General features: G+C 59.3%; 17 protein-coding genes. 4 read left to right on the top strand and 13 right to left on the bottom strand.

Translation table 11 applies throughout. From position 1 onward, the window contains the following. Positions 1–17 precede the first annotated feature (17 nt). A complete protein-coding gene (locus CACC_RS05430) occupies positions 18–1,079 on the bottom strand; it encodes a CE1 family esterase (protein ID WP_035108656.1) in 1,062 nt (353 codons plus the stop codon). Positions 1,080–1,179: 100 nt separating this feature from the next. Between CACC_RS05430 and CACC_RS05425 the strand changes: the two genes are divergently transcribed. After that, positions 1,180–2,283, top strand: coding sequence for an isochorismate synthase (locus CACC_RS05425; RefSeq protein ID WP_005280262.1), 1,104 nt, complete (start codon positions 1,180–1,182; stop codon positions 2,281–2,283). 14 nt (positions 2,284–2,297) lie between these two features. Here CACC_RS05425 and CACC_RS05420 read toward each other — a convergent pair whose 3' ends face one another. The 9 genes from CACC_RS05420 to CACC_RS05380 all read right to left on the bottom strand — a co-directional run bounded on the left by CACC_RS05420 (position 2,298) and on the right by CACC_RS05380 (position 12,950). Next, complete coding sequence (locus CACC_RS05420) at positions 2,298–2,816, bottom strand: class I SAM-dependent methyltransferase (RefSeq protein WP_005280261.1); 519 nt, start codon at positions 2,814–2,816, stop codon at positions 2,298–2,300. A 106-nt stretch (positions 2,817–2,922) separates the two neighbouring features. Further along, the gene (locus tag CACC_RS05415; RefSeq protein WP_208854195.1) at positions 2,923–3,735 is read right to left on the bottom strand and encodes a fumarylacetoacetate hydrolase family protein; all 813 of its coding nucleotides are present in this window, start codon (positions 3,733–3,735) and stop codon (positions 2,923–2,925) included. Between the two features lie 115 nt (positions 3,736–3,850). Beyond that, positions 3,851–4,870 (bottom strand): 3-isopropylmalate dehydrogenase, encoded by a 1,020-nt coding sequence (locus CACC_RS05410; RefSeq protein ID WP_005280259.1) that lies wholly within the window; start codon positions 4,868–4,870, stop codon positions 3,851–3,853. A gap of 133 nt (positions 4,871–5,003) precedes the next feature. Next, positions 5,004–6,590, bottom strand: coding sequence for a phosphoglycerate dehydrogenase (gene serA, locus CACC_RS05405; protein ID WP_005280258.1), 1,587 nt, complete (start codon positions 6,588–6,590; stop codon positions 5,004–5,006). 64 nt (positions 6,591–6,654) lie between these two features. After that, positions 6,655–7,566 (bottom strand): hypothetical protein, encoded by a 912-nt coding sequence (locus CACC_RS05400; protein WP_005280257.1) that lies wholly within the window; start codon positions 7,564–7,566, stop codon positions 6,655–6,657. Next, positions 7,550–9,340: a GmrSD restriction endonuclease domain-containing protein gene (locus CACC_RS05395; RefSeq protein ID WP_005280256.1), complete on the bottom strand. Its 1,791-nt coding sequence runs from the start codon at positions 9,338–9,340 to the stop codon at positions 7,550–7,552. The genes CACC_RS05400 and CACC_RS05395 overlap by 17 nt, the downstream gene beginning before the upstream one ends. 124 nt (positions 9,341–9,464) lie before the next feature. Continuing rightward, the gene (gene ilvC, locus CACC_RS05390; RefSeq protein ID WP_005280254.1) at positions 9,465–10,478 is read right to left on the bottom strand and encodes a ketol-acid reductoisomerase; all 1,014 of its coding nucleotides are present in this window, start codon (positions 10,476–10,478) and stop codon (positions 9,465–9,467) included. A gap of 102 nt (positions 10,479–10,580) precedes the next feature. Next, positions 10,581–11,096 (bottom strand): acetolactate synthase small subunit, encoded by a 516-nt coding sequence (gene ilvN, locus CACC_RS05385; protein ID WP_005280253.1) that lies wholly within the window; start codon positions 11,094–11,096, stop codon positions 10,581–10,583. A 3-nt stretch (positions 11,097–11,099) separates the two neighbouring features. After that, positions 11,100–12,950 (bottom strand): acetolactate synthase large subunit, encoded by a 1,851-nt coding sequence (locus CACC_RS05380; RefSeq protein ID WP_081445492.1) that lies wholly within the window; start codon positions 12,948–12,950, stop codon positions 11,100–11,102. 305 nt (positions 12,951–13,255) lie between these two features. On the opposite strand from CACC_RS05380, the gene CACC_RS05375 reads away from it, so the two are divergent. The 3 genes from CACC_RS05375 (at position 13,256) to CACC_RS05365 (ending at position 17,058) form a co-directional block, all read left to right on the top strand. Beyond that, positions 13,256–13,798, top strand: a complete 543-nt coding sequence (locus tag CACC_RS05375) for a PH domain-containing protein (protein ID WP_005280251.1) — start codon at positions 13,256–13,258, stop codon at positions 13,796–13,798. A gap of 56 nt (positions 13,799–13,854) precedes the next feature. Then, a complete protein-coding gene (ilvD, locus tag CACC_RS05370; RefSeq protein WP_005280250.1) occupies positions 13,855–15,708 on the top strand; it encodes a dihydroxy-acid dehydratase in 1,854 nt (617 codons plus the stop codon). Between the two features lie 78 nt (positions 15,709–15,786). Next, positions 15,787–17,058, top strand: a complete 1,272-nt coding sequence (locus CACC_RS05365; protein WP_005280249.1) for a glycosyltransferase 87 family protein — start codon at positions 15,787–15,789, stop codon at positions 17,056–17,058. Here the strand turns inward: CACC_RS05365 and CACC_RS05360 are convergent. The 3 genes from CACC_RS05360 to CACC_RS05350 form a co-directional block, all read right to left on the bottom strand. Then, positions 17,033–17,350, bottom strand: coding sequence for a transcriptional regulator (locus CACC_RS05360; RefSeq protein WP_005280248.1), 318 nt, complete (start codon positions 17,348–17,350; stop codon positions 17,033–17,035). The two genes, CACC_RS05365 and CACC_RS05360, sit on opposite strands and share 26 nt — an antisense overlap. Then, positions 17,340–17,702: a hypothetical protein gene (locus CACC_RS05355; protein ID WP_005280247.1), complete on the bottom strand. Its 363-nt coding sequence runs from the start codon at positions 17,700–17,702 to the stop codon at positions 17,340–17,342. The genes CACC_RS05360 and CACC_RS05355 overlap by 11 nt, the downstream gene beginning before the upstream one ends. A gap of 240 nt (positions 17,703–17,942) precedes the next feature. Next, positions 17,943–18,833 (bottom strand): DoxX family protein, encoded by an 891-nt coding sequence (locus CACC_RS05350; protein WP_005280246.1) that lies wholly within the window; start codon positions 18,831–18,833, stop codon positions 17,943–17,945. Between the last annotated feature and the right edge of the window lie 179 nt (positions 18,834–19,012).

Below are 19,012 nucleotides of genomic sequence, written 5' to 3'. Positions count from 1 at the left end.
GGGTTGCGCCCGGGCCCCTACACGTGGGTTTTGGTGGCTAAAAAGGACCACACAATGTTTGCGGTATCCGGCTGCCAGAACCACGTGTGGTCGCCGGGTACCTTGTACAGTTCCACGTCCTTGGCGCACCCATTAAAGCCCAGGCGCTCGGAGTGACCGGCGGCGGGGTGGGACTGGAAGGTCATATCGCAGTGGTTGCGGTGCAGATAGCCGCCTAAGACGGTGCGCACGGGAAGGTAGCCGGATTCATGGCGGGTGCCACCCTCATAGGTGAGCATTTTATCCCTGGTGCCGTGCATGATGAGCGTGTGCATCGGCGCATCGACGCAATTGGTTTCCACTGGGGTATAAAGCGCCCCGGAGACCATCGCTACCGCCGCGAACATATCTTGGGCGTGGCAGCCCAATACTGAGGTAAAACCGCCCCCATTGGACATTCCCATGGCGTAGACGCGGTTGCGGTCCACGTGATAGTCCGCATCCACAGCATCTAAAATGCGCTTGATAAAGCGGATATCCTCGCCGTCGCGCGTCTTTGCATAGGGCGCTGGCTCCCAGGCGCGTTCGAAGCCTTCTGGATAGACGATGATCGCATCATCGGTGGCCTTAGTCGTTCCCATGCGCGCGTAGCCAGAGAACTCCTCCGGGGAATCTCCCCACCCACCAAATCCAAAGAGCACCGGTGTAGGAGCCTCGGGCGAGTAATTATCTGGGATGCGCAGGAGGTAGCGACGCTTTTTGCCTTCATGCTCCATCTCCAGCGACCGCGTGTCCCCAGGAGCAATGGGCGGATGGGGGTTGATGCTGGCATCAGGCGCTGGGCGCGCCGGCGCCACGTCTGGGGCTGGGGCCGGCGCAGGTGCTGGCTGGTTCGGCGTGGATTCCTCAACGCCTTCTGGCAGCAGGTGGGAGTCATCCGGTGCCGGTTCCGGTGCAGGGGCGGGAGGGGCCGGTTTCTCGGGAGCTGCTGGCGTTTCTTGCGCAGAAGCCACTGCCGGGGCAGAGAACGCACCGCTAGCAATCATGAGCGCTGCAAGGAGATAGCCGGCCCGTAGGGAAAATTTAGTAACATTAGCCACATTGTTAACACTAGCCACAGCCGCCGCGCCAACGGGTGCCCACACGCTTGGCGGAGGGCAATTTCTACCATCTTTTAATAAGGCACTAAGCTAGATCCTCATGCACGAAGACAGACCAAGCACCGCCCCCGATTTCTTGCTCTCCCGAGCAACGGGGTCTGTCCGTACCCAAGGTGCGCGGGCAACCTTTACCAGTGCCGAGGCCGCGGTTGACGCCTTGCGCCGCGGCGATGCCGAGATGGTAGTTGGCGCCATCCCCTTCGACTCCGATACCCCCGCCGCCTTGACCGTTCCAGAGTTCATCATCCGGGAAGACGGGCCGCTAGAACCCCACGCGTTTTACCGCAACCAATCGCTCAATTCCCGCGTCGTGGGCTTTGACCCAGAGCCCGAGGAGCACCTGCGCCGCGTGGAGGCGGCCATCGGCACCATCGAGACCTCCAAACTAGAAAAGGTGGTCCTCGCCCGCGCGGTCGATATCGAATTTGCCGCCCCCATCGACCCCCGGCTCGTGGCCGCGCGCCTTATCGATCTCTCCGTCAACCGCGACGGGTTCATTGCGGATCTCTCGCCCGCAGGCCGCCCAGGGGCCATGCTGGTTGGTTCCTCGCCGGAGGTACTCATCAAGCGCCAAGGCTCGACCGTGTCTGCATTCCCACTCGCCGGCTCCACGCCGCGCCGAGCCAATAAAGCGGCAGACCACATTGCCAGCCAAGACCTCTTGCACTCCGCCAAGGATCTGCTCGAGCATTCCTTCGTGGTAGAACACCTGCGCAGGATATTAGAGCCGCTGTGCAGCAGCCTCGATATCCCCGAGACCCCGCAGCTCATACACACCAGTGAGATGTGGCACTTGGGCACTCCGGTCACCGGCACCTTGCGGGATAAAGAGCTCACCGCCCTGGAATTGGCAGAAGTAGTCCACCCCACCCCTGCAATCTGCGGCACGCCAACGGAAGCGGCGCAGGCGCTTATTGAGACCGCCGAGACCGACCGCGGCTTCTATGCCGGCACCGTCGGCTGGTGCGATAGCTCTGGCGATGGTGAATACATGGTAGCCATCCGTTGCGCAGAAGTTGCCGGTGATGGCCTCTCCGCCCGCGCGTGGGCTGGCGGCGGCGTGGTCGGTGCGTCCAATGCCCAGGCCGAGCTGGAAGAAACCACCGCCAAGCTGCAAACAATCCTTCGCGCGCTCAGCCTTTAAAAGCGCGGCGCGGCTTAGCGCCTCTTCGCTACCAGGACCACATCACTGGTGTGATGGGCACCTGCGCCGCTAGTAACTTGGCGCGGCGATCGCCGCAGGGTCTGCACCGTCAACTCGGAAAGATTTTCCGCCAGCCATTCCGGCATGGCGATTTCTTCTGATTCCATGTCGTGGTGAACATAGAGCAAGGTTCCACCCGGGGCTACGAGTTTTTCCAGCAGTGCTACTTCCCCTGCGGTGGCGCGGACGCTGCCGTAGTGGACGGTAACCAGATCAAATGGCGCGTGGCTAAATTCATCAAAGGTGGCAACCTCGGCGGGGACTCCACGCGCCCTAGTCCGCGCTACGGCCGTGGGAGCAAAATCGATGCCGAGCACCCGCCATCCACGCTCGTGTAGCCACTGGACATCAGCGCCTTCCCCGCAGCCGATATCGAGGGCGGTACCGGCCGGAAGGTCGCTGACATAATCCACCAGCGTGGCGTTCGGGCTCCCCGACCAGACCTGCGCGGTGGCGCGGTAGCGCTCCTCCATCTCCTGCGCGCTCGGCGCGGACCCGCGGTGGCCTTGATGCGAATGTTCCGGCACGCCGTTCTCCTTCTACCAGTACCTCACCAGCGGCAGCTGCATTGCAGTGAACCTACTGCGCCCTGGCAATCGTATTGCGCAGGGTGCCAACCCCTGGAATCTCAACCTCAATGGTATCGCCCGGCACCATCGGTGCGGTTCCCGCAGGCGAGCCGGTAGTGATGACATCGCCAGGCAGCAAGGTATAGGCGGCAGAAATCTCTTCCAGGATGCCGCCCATCTTGACGATCATCTGATCGGTATTGGAATCCTGCTTCTGCTCCCGGGAACCATCGTGGGTCAGGTACGCATTGATCTTCTGATCATCAAGGTTCAAGCTATCCAGGTCCGTTTCAATCCACGGGCCCAGCGGGCAGAAGGTATCAATACCCTTGGCGCGCGCCCACTGGCCATCCTTAAATTGCAGGTCACGCGAGGAAACATCGTTACAAATGGTGTAGCCCAAAACGTGGTCTTTCCAGTTTTCAGCCTTGATATTCTTCGATGGCTTGGAAATAACCACGGCCAGCTCGCCCTCAAACTCCACGTTGGTGGCGTAATCGGGAATCTTGATGGCCTCATTCGGGCCGATAACCGCGGTCGATGGCTTCAAGAAGATGGTTGGCGGCAGCGAATCCGAGGACTTCTTAAAGACCTCCGCGACGTGGTCGGCATAGTTCCGGCCGAGCGCTACGACCTTGGTAGGCAGGGTCGGCGCCAAGAGCCGCACCTCGCCCAGCTTCCATTCACGGCCGGTGGGCTCCGGCGGGGTAAATGGCGTGCCGGAGATTTCTTTAGCTACAAGCTCCTCCATCGGGGCATCTTTCGGCCCGTCAATGATGGCAAAGCAAATTCCTTCTGGGTGTGCAATTCGTCCTAAACGCATAACGGCCATCCTACTAAACGGTAGCCTTTACATGTGTGCAAAGTTTGCGGTGTTAATTTGCGAAGATCCTTTAGGTCCCCGCCGGAACCGGATTCGCACTCAGGATTCCTTACGCTTAAGCCTTCAGGCTCCCCGCGATGCGGTCTCCCACCTCGACGGTCTTGATTGGGGCATCGCCACGCTTGGCGATGTCCTCCGCCACCGCCTTTTCAATCTTCTGCGCATTGCCTTCATCACCCAGCTGCCGCAAGAGCATCGCCGCCGACAAGATGGCCGCGGTTGGATCCGCGATGCCTTGTCCAGCAATATCGGGCGCCGAACCGTGCACCGGCTCAAACATGGAAGGGTTCTTACCCGAGGCATCGATATTGCCCGATGCAGCCAATCCAATTCCGCCGGTAATAGCGCCTGCTAAGTCCGTTAAGATATCGCCGAAGAGGTTATCGGTAACGATGACATCGTAGCGGGCCGGATCCGTCACCATGTAGATGGTCGCGGCATCGATGTGGTTGTAGTCCACTTCCACCTGCGGATATTCTGCCGAGACTTCTTCTACCGTGCGGTGCCACAGATCGCCGGCATTAACGAGGACATTCGTCTTGTGCACCAGGGTCAGGTGATTGCGGCGCTGCGATGCCCTCGCAAAAGCGTCCCGCACCACGCGCTCTACCCCGAAGCGGGTATTTTGCGATACCTCGCTGGCTACCTCGTGCGGCGTTCCTTCCCGCAGCGTGCCGCCATTGCCGCAGTACAGGCCCTCGGTGCCTTCTCGCACCACGACGAAATCAATCTCGCCCGGGTTAGCCAGGGGCGAGTGGGCCGTGGGATACAAGATGGAGGGGCGTAGGTTCACGTGGTGATCGAGCGCAAAGCGCATCTTCAATAAGAGGCCGCGCTCCAGAACACCTGGGGGGACCTCGCCGGGTGCGCCGATGGCGCCCAGCAAAATGGCATCGTGTTCGCGCAAGCTCGCCAGGTCCGCGTCCGTTAAAAGCTCGCCATTGCGCAGGTAGCGCCGCGCGCCCAGGTCATAATCGGTGGTTTCAATATCGCTGCGCACCGCCCGCAATACCTTCAGGGCTTCCGCCGTTACTTCCGGCCCAATGCCGTCGCCGCCAATAACCGCTAATTTCATTAGATAAGATTCCTTTCTCACATAGTGGATTAGACATTAGCCTACCAAAGGAAACCCGCCCATCGCAGCAGAAATCTGCGCGATGGGCGGGCACACGTACGCGGTTAGGCCACTCTCCTAACCTGCGCTGAGGTTATTCATCCATGTCGAATTGCTGGCACGTAGCGCCAAGGGCCGAGTTGATCTCCTCGATGAGAGAATCTGGCACCTCGGACTCCACGCGCAAGATGAGCACGGCATCGGATTCCTGCTTGCCCTGCGTCAAGGCCGCGGCGATGATGTTGATACCTGCTGCACCCAGCTTGGTACCCACGGTACCCAGCGCGCCTGGGGCATCGGCATAGCGGAAGAAGAGGTTGCGGCCCTCAGCCCGCATATCCACGCCGCGGCCATTGATGCGCACAAACTTTTCGGTCCCGTCGATGCCGATGAGAGCACCGGTAAGCGAAGAGGTCACGCCCTCTGCACTAATGACCTTGACCTGCAAGGAAGAACGGTGGCCCTTGGATTCTGGGTTGGTGGATACCGAAACCTCGACCCCGCGGCTTTCGGCAATCTTCATCGCGTTGACGAAGGTAACCGGCTCTGAGGTCACGCCGCTAAACAGGCCGCGTACGACGGAAAGGCCCAGTACGTCCACGTCCTCAGTGGACAGCTCGCCGCAAGCCTCGATCTCCACGGCGACGGGAGCCTGGTCCAACAGGCGTCCGGCCGTAAGGCCCAGCTTGCGGGCGAGGTCGAGCCAGCCGGCAACCTCTTCTCCCACCGTGCCGCCGGAGACGTTGACCGCATCGGGAACGAACTCGCCGGCCAGAGCCTTGAGCACAGATGCGGCGACATCGGTACCCGCGCGGTCCTGTGCCTCCACGGTGGACGCGCCCAAGTGCGGCGAGACCGTGACCTGCGGCAGCTTAAACAACGGGGAATCCGTGCACGGCTCCGTGGAGTAGACGTCAAAGCCCGCACCGCGGTGGTGGCCGGAGGTAATGGAATCCGCCAAGGCCTGCTCATCTACGAGGCCGCCGCGGGCGGCGTTGATAAGAATCTGGCCTTCCTTTGCCTTGGCCAGAAGCTCCGCGTTGAACATTCCGGCGGTCTCGGGCGTCTTGGGCAGGTGAATGGTGACAAAATCTGCCTGCGCCATCAGCTCTTCCAGCTCGACCAATTCCACGCCAAGCGCTGCCGCACGCGCCGGATTGGCATAAGGATCGTGGGCAATAATCTTCGTTTCAAAGGCGCTTAACCGCTGGGCAAAAAGCTGACCGATGTGGCCGAAGCCGACGATGCCAATAGTCTTGCCGTAGACCTCGACGCCCTTGAAGGAAGAGCGCTTCCACTCGCCCTCGCGCAGGGACTGATCCGCCGCAGGAATCTGGCGGGCAGTGGCCAAAAGCAGGGCAATCGCCTGCTCGCACGCAGAGTGGATATTGGAGGTGGGAGCGTTGACCACCATGACGCCCTTATTGGTGGCGGTGTCAATATCCACGTTATCTAGTCCCACTCCCGCGCGGCCCACAATCTTTAGTTTGGGTGCTGCTTCTAAAACCTCAGCGTCGACCGTGGTGGCCGAGCGCACGAGCAGCGCATCCGCCTCTGGAACCGCGGCAAGCAATTCCTCGCGGTTCGGGCCATCTACCCAACGCACCTCGACGGAATCCCCCAAAGCCGTCACTGTGGATTGGGCCAATTTATCGGCGATAAGAACTACCGGCTTCGACATATCATCCTTCGTTTCACTTCGTTGTGCATTACGCGACAATAACCGCGTGTGAAGGAAGTGTAGTTCAGTTTGGGGTGCCCTGCCGTATTTTTTCCTTAAATTCTTTCACGTGACCGAATTCCGGGCCCAAAGCGATAAGCGAGCCCTCATCGAGCCCTGCCACCATGGCCATACTCCGCTTATCTTCCAGCGGATCCGCCGTCGGCATCACTAAAACCGAGCCACCATAGGCCGCGGCAGTAATGACATTGGCTACCGGACTATCCGCCGTGGCCACGATATTGGGCGCCATCTGGCCATCGCGCCGCGACTGTGCCGGGACGGCCGGCAGCTTTTTGCCATCATCGTCAGGTTCGCCCTCATAAGGAATCCAGGCAGGACGCAACTCAACGTAGGGTGTTTTATCCAGCCGCGCGATGTCCTTGACCACCTGGTTCGGCGAGGCAACCACCTTGGACTCGTACTGGAAGGCCGTAAAATCCCCCAGCGCTTCATGCGTTCCCGGATCCTTGATGACAGTGAAATCACCGCTGGATTGCGTCCACGGGATATCGCCCACGATAACGAGTCGTTTTACCTCCAAGTCTCCGACCAAGTTGAGGATGTCACCGCGGCGCGAGCGATCATATTCCACGGCCGGCAAGTGCTGGTTAATCGCCAACGTTGCCGCGCGCAACACGGATTTATCATCGGGCGCAAAGAGCACCATGGAATCTGAATCATCGAAGAAGGTCCGCGCGGCGTCGATGCCACTCGGATCGTCGATGATGTCCAGCTTGCCGGCGAACTTGGGATCGATAAGGCGGTTTTGATTCTCCGACTTGGCGCGCTCGAGCTCGACATCGGACTCGGAGAGATCCGACAGACCTCGCTTGACCAGTTTGGGTTCCTGCAAGGCATCGCCGCAGCCAACAAGTACGAGGGAGGCTGCGATAACCGCTGCAGCCGCCCGATACCTCTTAGCGGCCAAACGCATGTGGCCCCTCTTCACCGCCGGCCAGGTTTGCTTCATCGACATCTCGAATGACGGGAATGCCTAAGGTTTCTTCCACTAGATCCACGAAGCGATGGCGACGATCAGCCAAGAATTCCTGAATCTTTGACTCCCTTAGGTTAGCGACATCGAGGTCGTGCGATGCCAGGACGGCATCAAATTCCTCGTCTTCCATGATGGACTTGGACTGCACGCGAGGCAGGTAGCGGTTCGGCGCGAACCCATCGAGGACGACCTCTGTGCGCTTGCCCATCGGGGTGTAGTTCATGACCGAATGGGCCAAGACCGAATCCACCCCGTGGCGCTGGCACCAATTCAGTGGGAATACCGGGAAAAACCCGGGCTTCAACTCTTCAAAGGTGTGACGAGTAAATTCGCTGCCCGTCCGCCAATCCTTCGCGCCGCGGGCCATAAGCAGGGCATAGATTCCGTGCCATACCCCATCGTTTTCATCGACCGAGAGCAGGCGGGATTCCCGGAATCCTGCATCCGCGACCGTCTTGGGAACATCATCGGTGGCCCCGGCTACCCACTCGGTCACCTCATCCACATCGCGGGCGGCGCGCAGCGGCACCGCGGAAGAACCGTAGAGCTCACCAAAAACGCCGCACCAGAACCACTGGTCGATGCGGTTCCAGGCCTGCTGGCTGGAAAGCGCCCCGGGCCGCTTTGCCAGGCGCGCAATGATGACCGCCAGCGGCACGATCTGTTCGGTATAAGGAACCTGATCCAGGCTTAAAATGCGGCGCTGCGCCAAGAATTCGGCGACCTCGTGGAAGGTAATGCGCAGGTCGTGCGCGGCCGCCTTGTACTCGGACAGGGACAGCTTCAAAATGTCTTCGCGCTGGCCGCCGGCATTGCCCTTCTCCCCTGTGACCAAGAGGGACACTGCGGAGAGGAATTCATTACGTCCGATGCCATCGAGCGCAGGAGAATCCCGCAGATCCTTTTCCACCTGCTGCCAATCGTTGGCAAGGTGGAAAGTCGGATCTTCGGAGGCAAAGACGGCGGTCAAGAGATCAAAGACATCCATCTGTAAGCCTGCGGAATTCGCCTGGGCAAAGATGGAACCGATTCCGGAGCGCTCCGTTTCGCGGGATAGCCGGATCATGGGGATATCGTAGCCCGCTAAGGGGCGCACGATGCGGTTATTGAACGCGGCAAGTTCGGCGCTGTATTGCTCGTGTGTGGCGGCGAGCTCGAAAAGCATGCTGGTGCCTTCCTCGCTGAGTAGCGAGGCCACAGGGATGCACATATTATCCAGACCATCTTGGCGGCAGGTGATAGCCCCATCAACATCGGGGCCGAAGTGCGAGCAGATCTCGCCGTTTTGGTCGACGGCGAAAATGGCGTCATCGGCAAGCAAGTCCCCGCTCACCGCGGCACGGACGTCAATAAAAAAGCGGCGGTGGACCTTCTTTTTCCGGAAGTCAGTGGTCTTGACAAACCCCTCGCCGTTGAAGCAGTGATACAGGGAGGTAAGGCGCTGTTGACCGTCCAGAAGGAGCAATCCAGGCTCGACGCCAACTTCGGGCGCACCTGCCAAAACCCGCGGGCGGAAACGCATTTTTTCATTGCGGGTATCTAGGGCCATCAGCGCGCCGATGGGGTATCCACGCAGGACCGTAACGATAAGTGAGCGGATGCGGTCTTCATCCCAGGCGTAGCTGCGCTGGAAATCCGGAAGCTGGATATCGCCCCGGTCAATCCGCGAAAAAAGGTCCCTGAGATCATAGCTTGGCGTCGTAAAACCCATAGGGCCAATACTACCCGCAACACCTCCGCGGTACCTCACGGGCGTAGCGCTGGAATCCAAGGTACAAGTAAGAAAAGCGGCCCACGGGGAGTTTCCCGCGGGCCGCACTGGATTCAGCTATTGACTAGGCAGTAGCGTCCAAAGGATTCTTGACCCAGCTCATGAGATCGCGCAGCTTGGTGCCGGTCTTTTCGATCTCGTGCTGCGCAAATTCCTCGCGCAGATCTTCCAGCTCCTTGTTGCCGCCCTCAACGTTGGCGAGCAGGCGCTTGGTGAAGGTGCCGTCCTGAATATCGGACAGGACATCCTTCATGCGCTGCTTGGTATCGGCGTTGATGATGCGTGGACCGGAGATGTAGCCACCGAACTCGGCGGTATCAGAGACCGAGTAGTTCATGTTGGCAATGCCGCCCTCGAACATCAAGTCCACGATGAGCTTCATCTCGTGCAGGACCTCGAAATAAGCCATCTCTGGCTCGTAGCCGGCCTCGGTCAGGACCTCGAAACCGTTGCGGATGAGGAACTCGACACCACCGCACAGGACGGCCTGCTCACCAAAGAGGTCGGTAACAGTTTCTGCCTCAAAGGTGGTGGGGATAACGCCGGCGCGGGCGCCGCCGATTGCTGCGGCATAAGACAGGGTCAGGTCATGGCCCTCGTTCTTCGGGTCCTGCTCGGTGGCAATCAAGCAAGGAACGCCCTTGCCGTCAACGAATTGGCGGCGGACCAGGTGGCCTGGGCCCTTGGGGGCGACCATGCCGACGGTGACGGACGCAGCCGGCTCAATCAGCTTGAAGTGGATATTCAGGCCGTGACCGAACAGTAACGCATTGCCGTCCTCCAGGTTCGGGGCGATGTGCTCTTCGAAGATCTCCTTCTGGGAGGTATCCGGTGCCAGGAGCATGACGACGTCGGCCCACTTGGAGGCCTCCGCGACGGACTTGACCTCAAAGCCGGCCTCTTCCGCCTTGGCTGCGGACTTGGAGCCCTCGCGCAGGCCGATAACAACCTCAACGCCGGAATCGCGCAGGTTCTGGGAGTGGGCGTGGCCCTGGGAGCCGTAGCCGATAACCGCTACCTTGCGGCCCTGGATGATCGACAGGTCAGCATCGTCGTCGTAGTAGGTATCAATAGCCATTTCAAATCCTCAATTCTTTGGTAGGAAAAGCTGTAATGAAGCGTCCTGACGCAGAGTATATACCACCGCGCGAGACATTGTGTTCACATCGTGAGATTTTATTTACTTTTTGGGAGCCGTAGCCTTTGGGCCGCGCCCCAAGGCTACGTGCCCCGATTGCACGAGCTCGCGAATACCGAAGGGCTCGAGCACTTCAAGTAGCGCCGCGAGCTTGCCCGGCGTACCGGTAGCCTCCACGATGACCGATTCCTTTGCCACGTCCACCACGCGGGCGCGGAAGATATTTACCGCATCCACCACCTGCGCGCGGTTGGAATTATCAGCCGCCACCTTTACCAACATGATGGCGCGGGCGACGGTGGAATCTTCCTTGAGTTCCACGACCTTGATAACCGGAATGAGCTTATTGAGCTGTTTGGTGACCTGCTCAATAATGACCTCAGAGGCATCCACGACGATGGTCAGGCGGTTAATCCCTGGGGTTTCCGTGTGTGCGGAGACCAAGGACACCAGGCTGTAGCCACGGCGGCTGAACATTCCCACCACGCGGGCGATGATGCTTTCTACATCCTCGACTAATACCGATAAGGTATGGCGAGTTACCTCGTTGTACGTCATGGTTTATGCCTCCTGGATGGTTTCGTCGATCTCAGCCGGGGTCTCCGCGGCGGATTCAGCTTCATCAAAAAGCGGGCGCAGGCCGCGGGCGTACTGGATTTCCTCATTGGAGGCACCGCCGCCGATCATGGGCCAGACTTGCGCGTCTTGGCCGACGATGAAGTCAATGACAACTGGCTTATCGTTAATTTCCTGTGCGCGCTTAATGGCCGGAACGACATCCTCTTCGCACGTGACCCGGATAGCTTCGCAGCCAAGAGCCTCGGCCAAGCGGACGAAGTCCGGGGTGAAGGCGTTTTCTTCGCGCAGCTTGGTGTGCGAATAGTGCCGATCATAAAACAGCGTCTGCCACTGCCGGACCATTCCCAGGTTGCCGTTATTGATGACGGCAACCTTAAACGGGAAGCCCTCCAAGGCTGCGGTGGTAAGTTCCTGATTGGTCATTTGGAAGCAGCCATCGCCGTCGATGGCCCAGACTTCTTTATCTGGGCGCGCCGCCTTTGCACCCAAGGCAGCGGGAACGGCGTAGCCCATGGTTCCGGCGCCACCGGAGTTGATCCAGGAACGCGGGTGCTCAAAGTCCAAGAACTGCGCGGACCACATCTGGTGCTGTCCCACGCCCGCACAGTAGATAGCTTCCGGCCCTACAGTTTCGCTGAGCTTTTCCAAGACGAACTGCGGGTTCAGCAGGCCATCATCGGTGGGCTCGTAACCGCGCGGGAAACGCTCCTGCATGCCGCGCAGGTAATCGTGCCACTGTTTCACATCGGCGGCAGGCTGCACGTCCTTCTTGCGGTACTCCTTGCTAAGAGCGGTCAAGCACTTTTGCGCATCACCGACGATGGGGACCGTAACCTCGCGGATCTTGCCAATCTCAGCGGGGTCAATATCGGCGTGGATGACCTTCGCATTGGGTGCGAAAGTGGAGGTATCGCCGGTCACGCGGTCATCGAAGCGGGCACCAATGGCGATGATGAGGTCGGCGCGCTGCATCGCCGCGACGGCTGGGACGGTGCCGTGCATGCCCGGCATTCCCAGATGCAGCGGGTGGGAGTCTGGAAAGGAGCCCAGGGCCATCAAGGTGGTAACCACGGGGATATTCGTCAGCTCTGCAAACTCCAGCAGCTCCTGGGAGGCGTTGGCTTTCATGACTCCGCCGCCGACGTAGAGCACGGGCTTTTCCGCATGCGCCATCAATTCCACGGCCTGGGCCACCTGCCGGTGGTGCGGCTTGGTAACCGGCTTGTAGCCTTGCAGGTCAAGCGTTTCCGGGAAATGGTAATCCAAAAAGCCGTTTTGCACGTCCTTCGGGATATCCACGAGCACCGGACCGGGGCGGCCGGTAGAAGCCAAGTGGAAGGCGGCCGAAATAGCGGAAGGGATCTCTGCGGGATCCGTCACGATGTAGTTGTGCTTGGTAATCGGCATGGTGACACCGCGGATATCGGCCTCTTGGAAGGCATCGGTGCCCAAAAGGTTGCTGCCCACTTGGCCGGTGATGGCGACGATGGGAACGGAGTCCAGGTTGGCATCGGCAAGCGCGGTAACCAGGTTGGTCGCACCAGGACCGGAGGTAGCGATGCACACGCCCACCTTTCCGGAGGCCTGCGCATAACCCTCGGCGGCGTGGCCGGCGCCTTGTTCATGGCGGGTTAGCACATGGCGCAGCTTGGTTGAACCATGCAGTGCATCGTAGAGCGGAAGCACGGCACCGCCTGGAATACCGAATACGAGATCGGTGCCCAGATCTTCCAGCGTGCGGACAATAGCATGAGCCCCACTCATTCGCTCCGTGGGCGCAGCAGAAGTCGCAGCGGCCGCGGAAGCGGGCGTGGGCGAGGATGTCGTTACCACGGTGTATGTGCTCCTTGGGTTGGTCTGTCGGGGAAATTGATCATCGAGGGAAACGCCCTAGTTACAACTAAAGCCCCCGCGGGCCGGTGGTCTGCGGGGGCGAAAGCGTCGACGTTCAGGAAACGCCGCGGTCACCGCCGCGCTCGCACCACCTGAAGTCGAATAATGATCATATTTCCAACTATATACCGATAGAATTATATCTGGAAGCGGTTACCCCCTTTTGGGAAAACTTTCCCACATGTTGAAACGCGGCGGAAAAATGGTTCGCTTCCCCACCGCATGGTCAATTAGGCTGGCTGATTATGACCCCACCAGCACAGGACAAACAACCTCGTCAGTCCACCTCCCAGGCAGAGGTCTTCACCCCTTCCCGCGACCACATCTTGGGCATTTTAATTCTGTCCACGATCGCCTTGTTGAGCATCGGCTGGGCGCCCAAATACCTGGGATGGCTGCTCATTATCCCCGTCATCGGCCTATGGTGGGTCCTCAAGGCCCGCACGAGGGTCTCTGAGAAGGGCATCTCCATTTCCTATGCATTCCGCAAGAACGTCTCCATTGCGTGGGATGACTTCGCCGGGATTGGGTTCCAGCGCGCCCGGGCCTTCGCACAGACTAAAAATGGTGCGAAGCATAACCTACCTGGCGTAACCTTCAACTCGCTGCCCCGCTTGGCACAAGCATCCCGCGGACGCATTCCCGATGCCCTCACCCAGGGCCGCGAGGCAGCCGATGACAAGGTCGTCATCGTGCACCGCGACGGGCAGCAGATCCTCTTAAGCAAAGAGGAATATGCTGCGTACCTTGAAAAACACCCCGAGCTTAAAGATTCGGCAGATAATTAAATTTACTTTCTCCTCCTCCCCATCTGATTAATCTATAAGGAATGGTGACTTAAACCATGTTCCCGCTGCGCTCTAAAGTAACTACCGTCGGACGCCAAGCCTCCGGTGCGCGTGCCTTGTGGCGCGCTACCGGCACCAAGGAAAATGACTTTGGCAAGCCGATTGTCGCCATCGCCAATTCTTATACGCAGTTCGTGCCCGGCCACGTGCACCTGAAAAACGTCGGCGATATCGTCTCCGATGCTGTCCGCGAAGCCGGCGGCGTGCCCAAGGAGTTCAACACCATTGCTGTCGATGACGGCATTGCCATGGGACATAGCGGCATGTTGTACTCTTTGCCTTCGCGCGAGATTATCTCCGATTCCATCGAGTACATGGCCAATGCGCATACTGCCGATGCCCTCGTCTGCATCTCCAACTGCGATAAGATCACCCCGGGCATGCTCAATGCCGCGATGCGCTTGAATATCCCCACTATCTTCGTCTCCGGCGGGCCGATGGAGGCCGGCAAGGCCGTCGTGGTCGATGGCGTTGCCCATGCACCGACCGACCTGATTACCGCAATCACCGCATCCGCGAACGACAGCGTTAGCGATGCCGGTTTGGCCCAGGTCGAAGAATCCGCCTGCCCCACCTGCGGTTCCTGCTCCGGCATGTTTACCGCCAACTCCATGAACTGCTTGACCGAGGCGCTCGGCTTGGCGCTTCCGGGCAATGGCACCACCCTGGCCACCCACAGCGCGCGCCGTGAGCTCTTTGAAAAGGCCGGCTCCACCATCGTGGATATGTGCCGCCGCTACTACGGCGAAGAAGACGAGTCCGTCCTCCCCCGCAATATCGCCACGAAGGAAGCCTTTACCAATGCTATGGCCCTCGATATGGCCATGGGCGGATCCACCAACACCATCCTGCACACCCTCGCCGCAGCGCAAGAGGGCGAAGTGGACTTCACGCTGGATGACATTAATGACATCTCCTACCGCGTGCCTTGCCTGTCCAAGGTCGCGCCCAACGGCACCTATCACATTGAGGATGTGCACCGCGCCGGCGGCATTCCGGCCATCTTGGGCGAGCTGCGCCGCGCGGGCCACCTCAACCTCAAGGTGCACACCGCCCTCTATGACAATGCGGAGCAGTGGCTCGATGATTGGGATATCCGCAATCCCCGGGTAACCGATCAGGCCCGCGAGCTGTACTACGCCGCCCCCGGTGGCGTGCGCACGACGGAGCCGTTCTCCCAGTCCAACCGGTGGGATGAACTGGATACTGACGCGGTCAATGGCTGCATTCACGATGCCGACCACGCCTTTTCTTCCGACGGCGGACTGGTGGTCTTGCGCGGCAACCTGGCACCAGACGGGGCCATCGTCAAGGCAGCCGGCGTGGAGGAAGAACTGTGGACCTTCTCCGGCCCGGCCCGCGTCGTGGAATCCCAGGAGCAGGCCGTATCCATCATCTTGAATAAAGAGGTCCAGCCCGGCGATGTCGTCGTCATTCGCTACGAGGGCCCATCCGGCGGCCCCGGCATGCAGGAGATGCTCCACCCGACGTCCTTCCTCAAGGGCGCAGGTTTAGGCAAGGCGTGCGCCTTGATTACCGACGGCCGCTTTTCCGGCGGCACCTCCGGTCTCTCCATCGGCCACATCTCCCCGGAGGCCGCCCACCAGGGCCTTATCGGGCTCATCGAAAATGGCGATACCATTTCCATCAATATCCATGAGCGCGAGCTCACGCTCGACGTGGACGATGATGTTCTGGAGCGCCGCCGCGCCGCGCAAGAGCAGCGCGAAAAGCCGTGGACGCCGGTGGACCGCAACCGCCCGATTACCAAGGCGCTGCGCGCCTATGCCGCGATGGCGACCTCCGCGGACCGCGGCGCGGTGCGCGTGGTAGACGGCTTTGTAAACTAGCACAATTGGCTGCTAAATCGCTGTGACCTCGAAGGGGGTGCGAGCTCTGTAGTTAAATATCGCGTAGTTTGTATCGCGATGAAATTCGCTCGTACCCCGTTATTCCGATATATCGTGGCCCTGCTGGGGTTCCTTTTCGGCGCTTGGAAGGTCGTTGAAGACACCCGCATCACAGACTTCCCCATCGATATGGTGGTCTACCGCGAGGGGGTCAAGGCCTTCCTCGAGCACCGCTCCGTCTATAGCGCGCCGATGCCCGCCGGCGATATTCAGCTGCCCTTCATTTATCCGCCCTTTGGCGCCTTAGCGATGGTGCCGCTGACGGCCTTTGACGCTGTCGACCACAATCTGGCCGGCAATATCATGGATATCCTTTCGGATCTTCTGGTGCTCGCGTGCCTTTACTTCGTTTTCAGGGCGGTGCTCAAGAAGCCAGAATTCCTCTTACCCGTAACCGCCATTACCTGGGCCATTGTCTTACACTTTGAGCCGGTTGACCTCAATAACAACTATGCCCAAATCAATATAGTGGTCATGGCGCTTGTTATCCTCGACATCGTTCCGCGCAAGCAATTCCTGCCGCAGGGAATCCTCATCGGCGTGGCGGCCGCCATCAAGATAACCCCTCTGGCGATGTTGCTCTACTTCCTTGTGCGCAGGGAATGGAAGCAGATTGCCACCGCGTTGCTCTCCGCCGTAGCGGCCACTCTTCTTGCCGCGGCCTTCCGCTGGGAGGCGTTCGTGGAGTTCTTCAGCTCCACACTGCTCGACATGGGCTCCGGCCGCGACTTCGGCGTGGGAACCGAGTACCAGTCCAATAGCTCCATCAAGGGCGCCATTCAGCGCATGTATCCATCCACCGAACCCATGGAGGCGAATGGCCTGACGATAGGCTTCGCGTGGATCGCGGCCTCCCTTATTGTCATCGTCGTTGCAGCGTGGCTCATCAAGCGCCTGTGTGAGGAGCATTTGCTTGTCGATGCCCAATTGGTCACCGCCCTCACCGTCCTGCTCATCTCCCCTGTTTCTTGGTCCCATCACTGGGTCTGGCTCACGCTTATCATCCCGGTCTTCGCCTACCGCGCGTGGAGCTGGCTTTCTACCGGATGGGCTGCCCGCAGCCTCCTGGCCGTCCTCATCGCTTGGGCAGCCCTGCTGCTCACCGTTCCGCCGAAGTGGTGGTGGGGAGATCAAGTCGATGTTCATGCCATGAACCACTTCCAGAAATTCTGGGTGGATGACTTCGTCTGGCTTACCCTGGTTACAGTAGCGCTGTATACGGCAGCGTTCTTTGCCGCCCAGCGCAAACAGACCACACGTAGCGCTACTCCTGCTCCGCTAGCGACTTAAGCGCGGCGAGGTGGGCATCGAATGCGGACTTGCCGGTAGCAGTGAGCATAACCCACACGGTGTCCTTATCGCGGGAAGACCCGTACTCGCGGAATCGGCTGATATAGCCTTCCTTTTCTAGGGCGGTTAATTGTTTGGATAAGGTGGCGGCCGATTGCCCCACCTCTTCCCGCAGCGCCGCGAAGCGCATTTCGCGGCGCACCTGTCCCTCCACCGCACCTCGTGCGTTTAATACCGCACAGATTTTGAAGCGATTGAGCGGATAGATAACCGGGTCAATATCACTGAGCACTACGGCCTTCTCCTTGCCGCGCTGCAACGTCCAAGGCACGAGATTGCAGCACCCAGACCATTGCCACTGCCCACACCGCGATGAAGATTACCAGAGCCCACATGTGCTCACGCAGCATGTTGGTGACAAAGATCGGGATAAGTATTACTGCCATCCCCGCGTAGTATTTCTTATCGGCCTTGGGCTGGGTATACGGATCCTGGCGATAGCTGGTCCGCACCTTGCCCTGGTAATGAAGTAGCGCCCACACCATGAGTCCTATAAGGACAAAGTAGAAAATCAGAAACGCGACGGGGTGCATTATCTCCGCGAATACGGTCACTCCCACATAGAATGCTGCCAATGCGATCACTAGGAGGATATTTTACACAAGCCGCTTTCGCTCAGCGCCTTGATCCTGCAGGCTGTCATTAAACTCGAGCGACTTCTTTAGCTCATCTTCCATCTTCTACCACCATCTCCAATATCCAGCTTTGCTTACTTTCCTTTATGGCAATTCTTTCACTTTCCATAGCGGAAAGCAAGAATGGAAAGAAAATCCCCACCGCATGGCCTGCGGCAGGGATCCACTCAAGCGGTAGCGAATAACAGGCTAAGCAATCGGGTTTACTGCCGCGCCAAAGACCCACACGGCAACCAAGATGGCGATACCAACCACCACAAAGACCCACGACGTACCCAGCGGGCGCCGCGCCCAAGAGCGGCCAAAGTCCAAGGAAATGAAACCAGGACCGGTAAATTGCAGGCCAATCGCGATAATGAAAAGTACCAGGGACAGCCATACCGAGTCCGGCCAGTCAAAGACCTGGAGACCAGCACCCGATTCCGCCAGCTCGTGCAATGCGGTAAAACCGGTAACGACCAAGCCAAGCATGGCCGCAAGCGGGCTAATCAGGCCCAAAAGGAGGAATGCTCCGGCGATCAGCTGCACGGTCGGCACCGCTAGGGCAAAGGAATTAGCCCAAGCGTACTGCGAGTAATCGCCTTCCAGCCCGGAGACTCCGGAGCCATCGCCCAGCGAGAAGAACGTGGACACGCCAGCGATGATGAGATAGGCGCTCATCGCCAAGCGGACGAAGAAGAGGCCAAAGTCAATGGTGCCGCGGCGCCCATAGCGCTTGTAGCCTTCCTTGTCCTCCTGCTCCTGCTGCAGCTTGCGCTCTTGTTCCGCCAGCTCTTCTGGACTCAAGCCGGCATCATCTGCCGCAAAACCTTCGGCCTGCGACGCCGCTGCGGGATCCAATACCGCGGTATCCTCACCTGCGGATTGCTGGTTTCCCTGCTGCGTGGCCCCATTAGCGGCAGGGTTGGGCAAAACCTCCGTCTCCGCCGCCTCTTGTTTCTGCGGCCGAATTTCTTGCGGTTCGGCGCGCCCAGCGCGGGCAAAGACATCGGGGTTATCCTGCCGCATGGAATCGTAGGCTGGGACGTTAAGTTCCTCGTCTAAGGGATTGGCTTTATCCGGTTGCTGCTTATCGCTCATATGACCAATTTAAGACAGTTGCCTGCAGTTTTGCGGTACCGTTAACGGCGCGCCGCAATTGTTCCCACGCCCCCCCCTTTCCCTAGCCCCCATCTTGTTGTAATATCAACAATGTCACATAGTTGACATATAAACATTAATTACCGGCGGGATACTTCCCCGCCTTATGAATCCACCAG

The organism is Corynebacterium accolens (assembly GCF_023520795.1).
Lineage (GTDB): Bacteria > Actinomycetota > Actinomycetes > Mycobacteriales > Mycobacteriaceae > Corynebacterium > Corynebacterium accolens.
Note: the sequence above shows the minus strand (reverse complement) of the source record. Positions and strands in the feature narration are given on the sequence as shown.

Bases quoted from the DNA above. Each gene is read 5' to 3' on its own strand.
- CACC_RS05365 (WP_005280249.1), top strand. From the start codon at position 15,787: ATGAAATTCGCTCGTACCCCGTTATTCCGATATATCGTGGCCCTGCTG.
- CACC_RS05395 (WP_005280256.1), bottom strand. From the start codon at position 9,340: ATGGGTTTTACGACGCCAAGCTATGATCTCAGGGACCTTTTTTCGCGG.
- ilvD (WP_005280250.1), top strand. From the start codon at position 13,855: ATGTTCCCGCTGCGCTCTAAAGTAACTACCGTCGGACGCCAAGCCTCC.
- CACC_RS05415 (WP_208854195.1), bottom strand. From the start codon at position 3,735: ATGCGTTTAGGACGAATTGCACACCCAGAAGGAATTTGCTTTGCCATC.
- CACC_RS05420 (WP_005280261.1), bottom strand. From the start codon at position 2,816: ATGGAGGAGCGCTACCGCGCCACCGCGCAGGTCTGGTCGGGGAGCCCG.
- CACC_RS05350 (WP_005280246.1), bottom strand. From the start codon at position 18,833: ATGAGCGATAAGCAGCAACCGGATAAAGCCAATCCCTTAGACGAGGAA.
- ilvN (WP_005280253.1), bottom strand. From the start codon at position 11,096: ATGACGTACAACGAGGTAACTCGCCATACCTTATCGGTATTAGTCGAG.
- serA (WP_005280258.1), bottom strand. From the start codon at position 6,590: ATGTCGAAGCCGGTAGTTCTTATCGCCGATAAATTGGCCCAATCCACA.
- ilvC (WP_005280254.1), bottom strand. From the start codon at position 10,478: ATGGCTATTGATACCTACTACGACGACGATGCTGACCTGTCGATCATC.
- CACC_RS05400 (WP_005280257.1), bottom strand. From the start codon at position 7,566: ATGCGTTTGGCCGCTAAGAGGTATCGGGCGGCTGCAGCGGTTATCGCA.
- CACC_RS05425 (WP_005280262.1), top strand. From the start codon at position 1,180: ATGCACGAAGACAGACCAAGCACCGCCCCCGATTTCTTGCTCTCCCGA.
- CACC_RS05410 (WP_005280259.1), bottom strand. From the start codon at position 4,870: ATGAAATTAGCGGTTATTGGCGGCGACGGCATTGGGCCGGAAGTAACG.
- CACC_RS05375 (WP_005280251.1), top strand. From the start codon at position 13,256: ATGACCCCACCAGCACAGGACAAACAACCTCGTCAGTCCACCTCCCAG.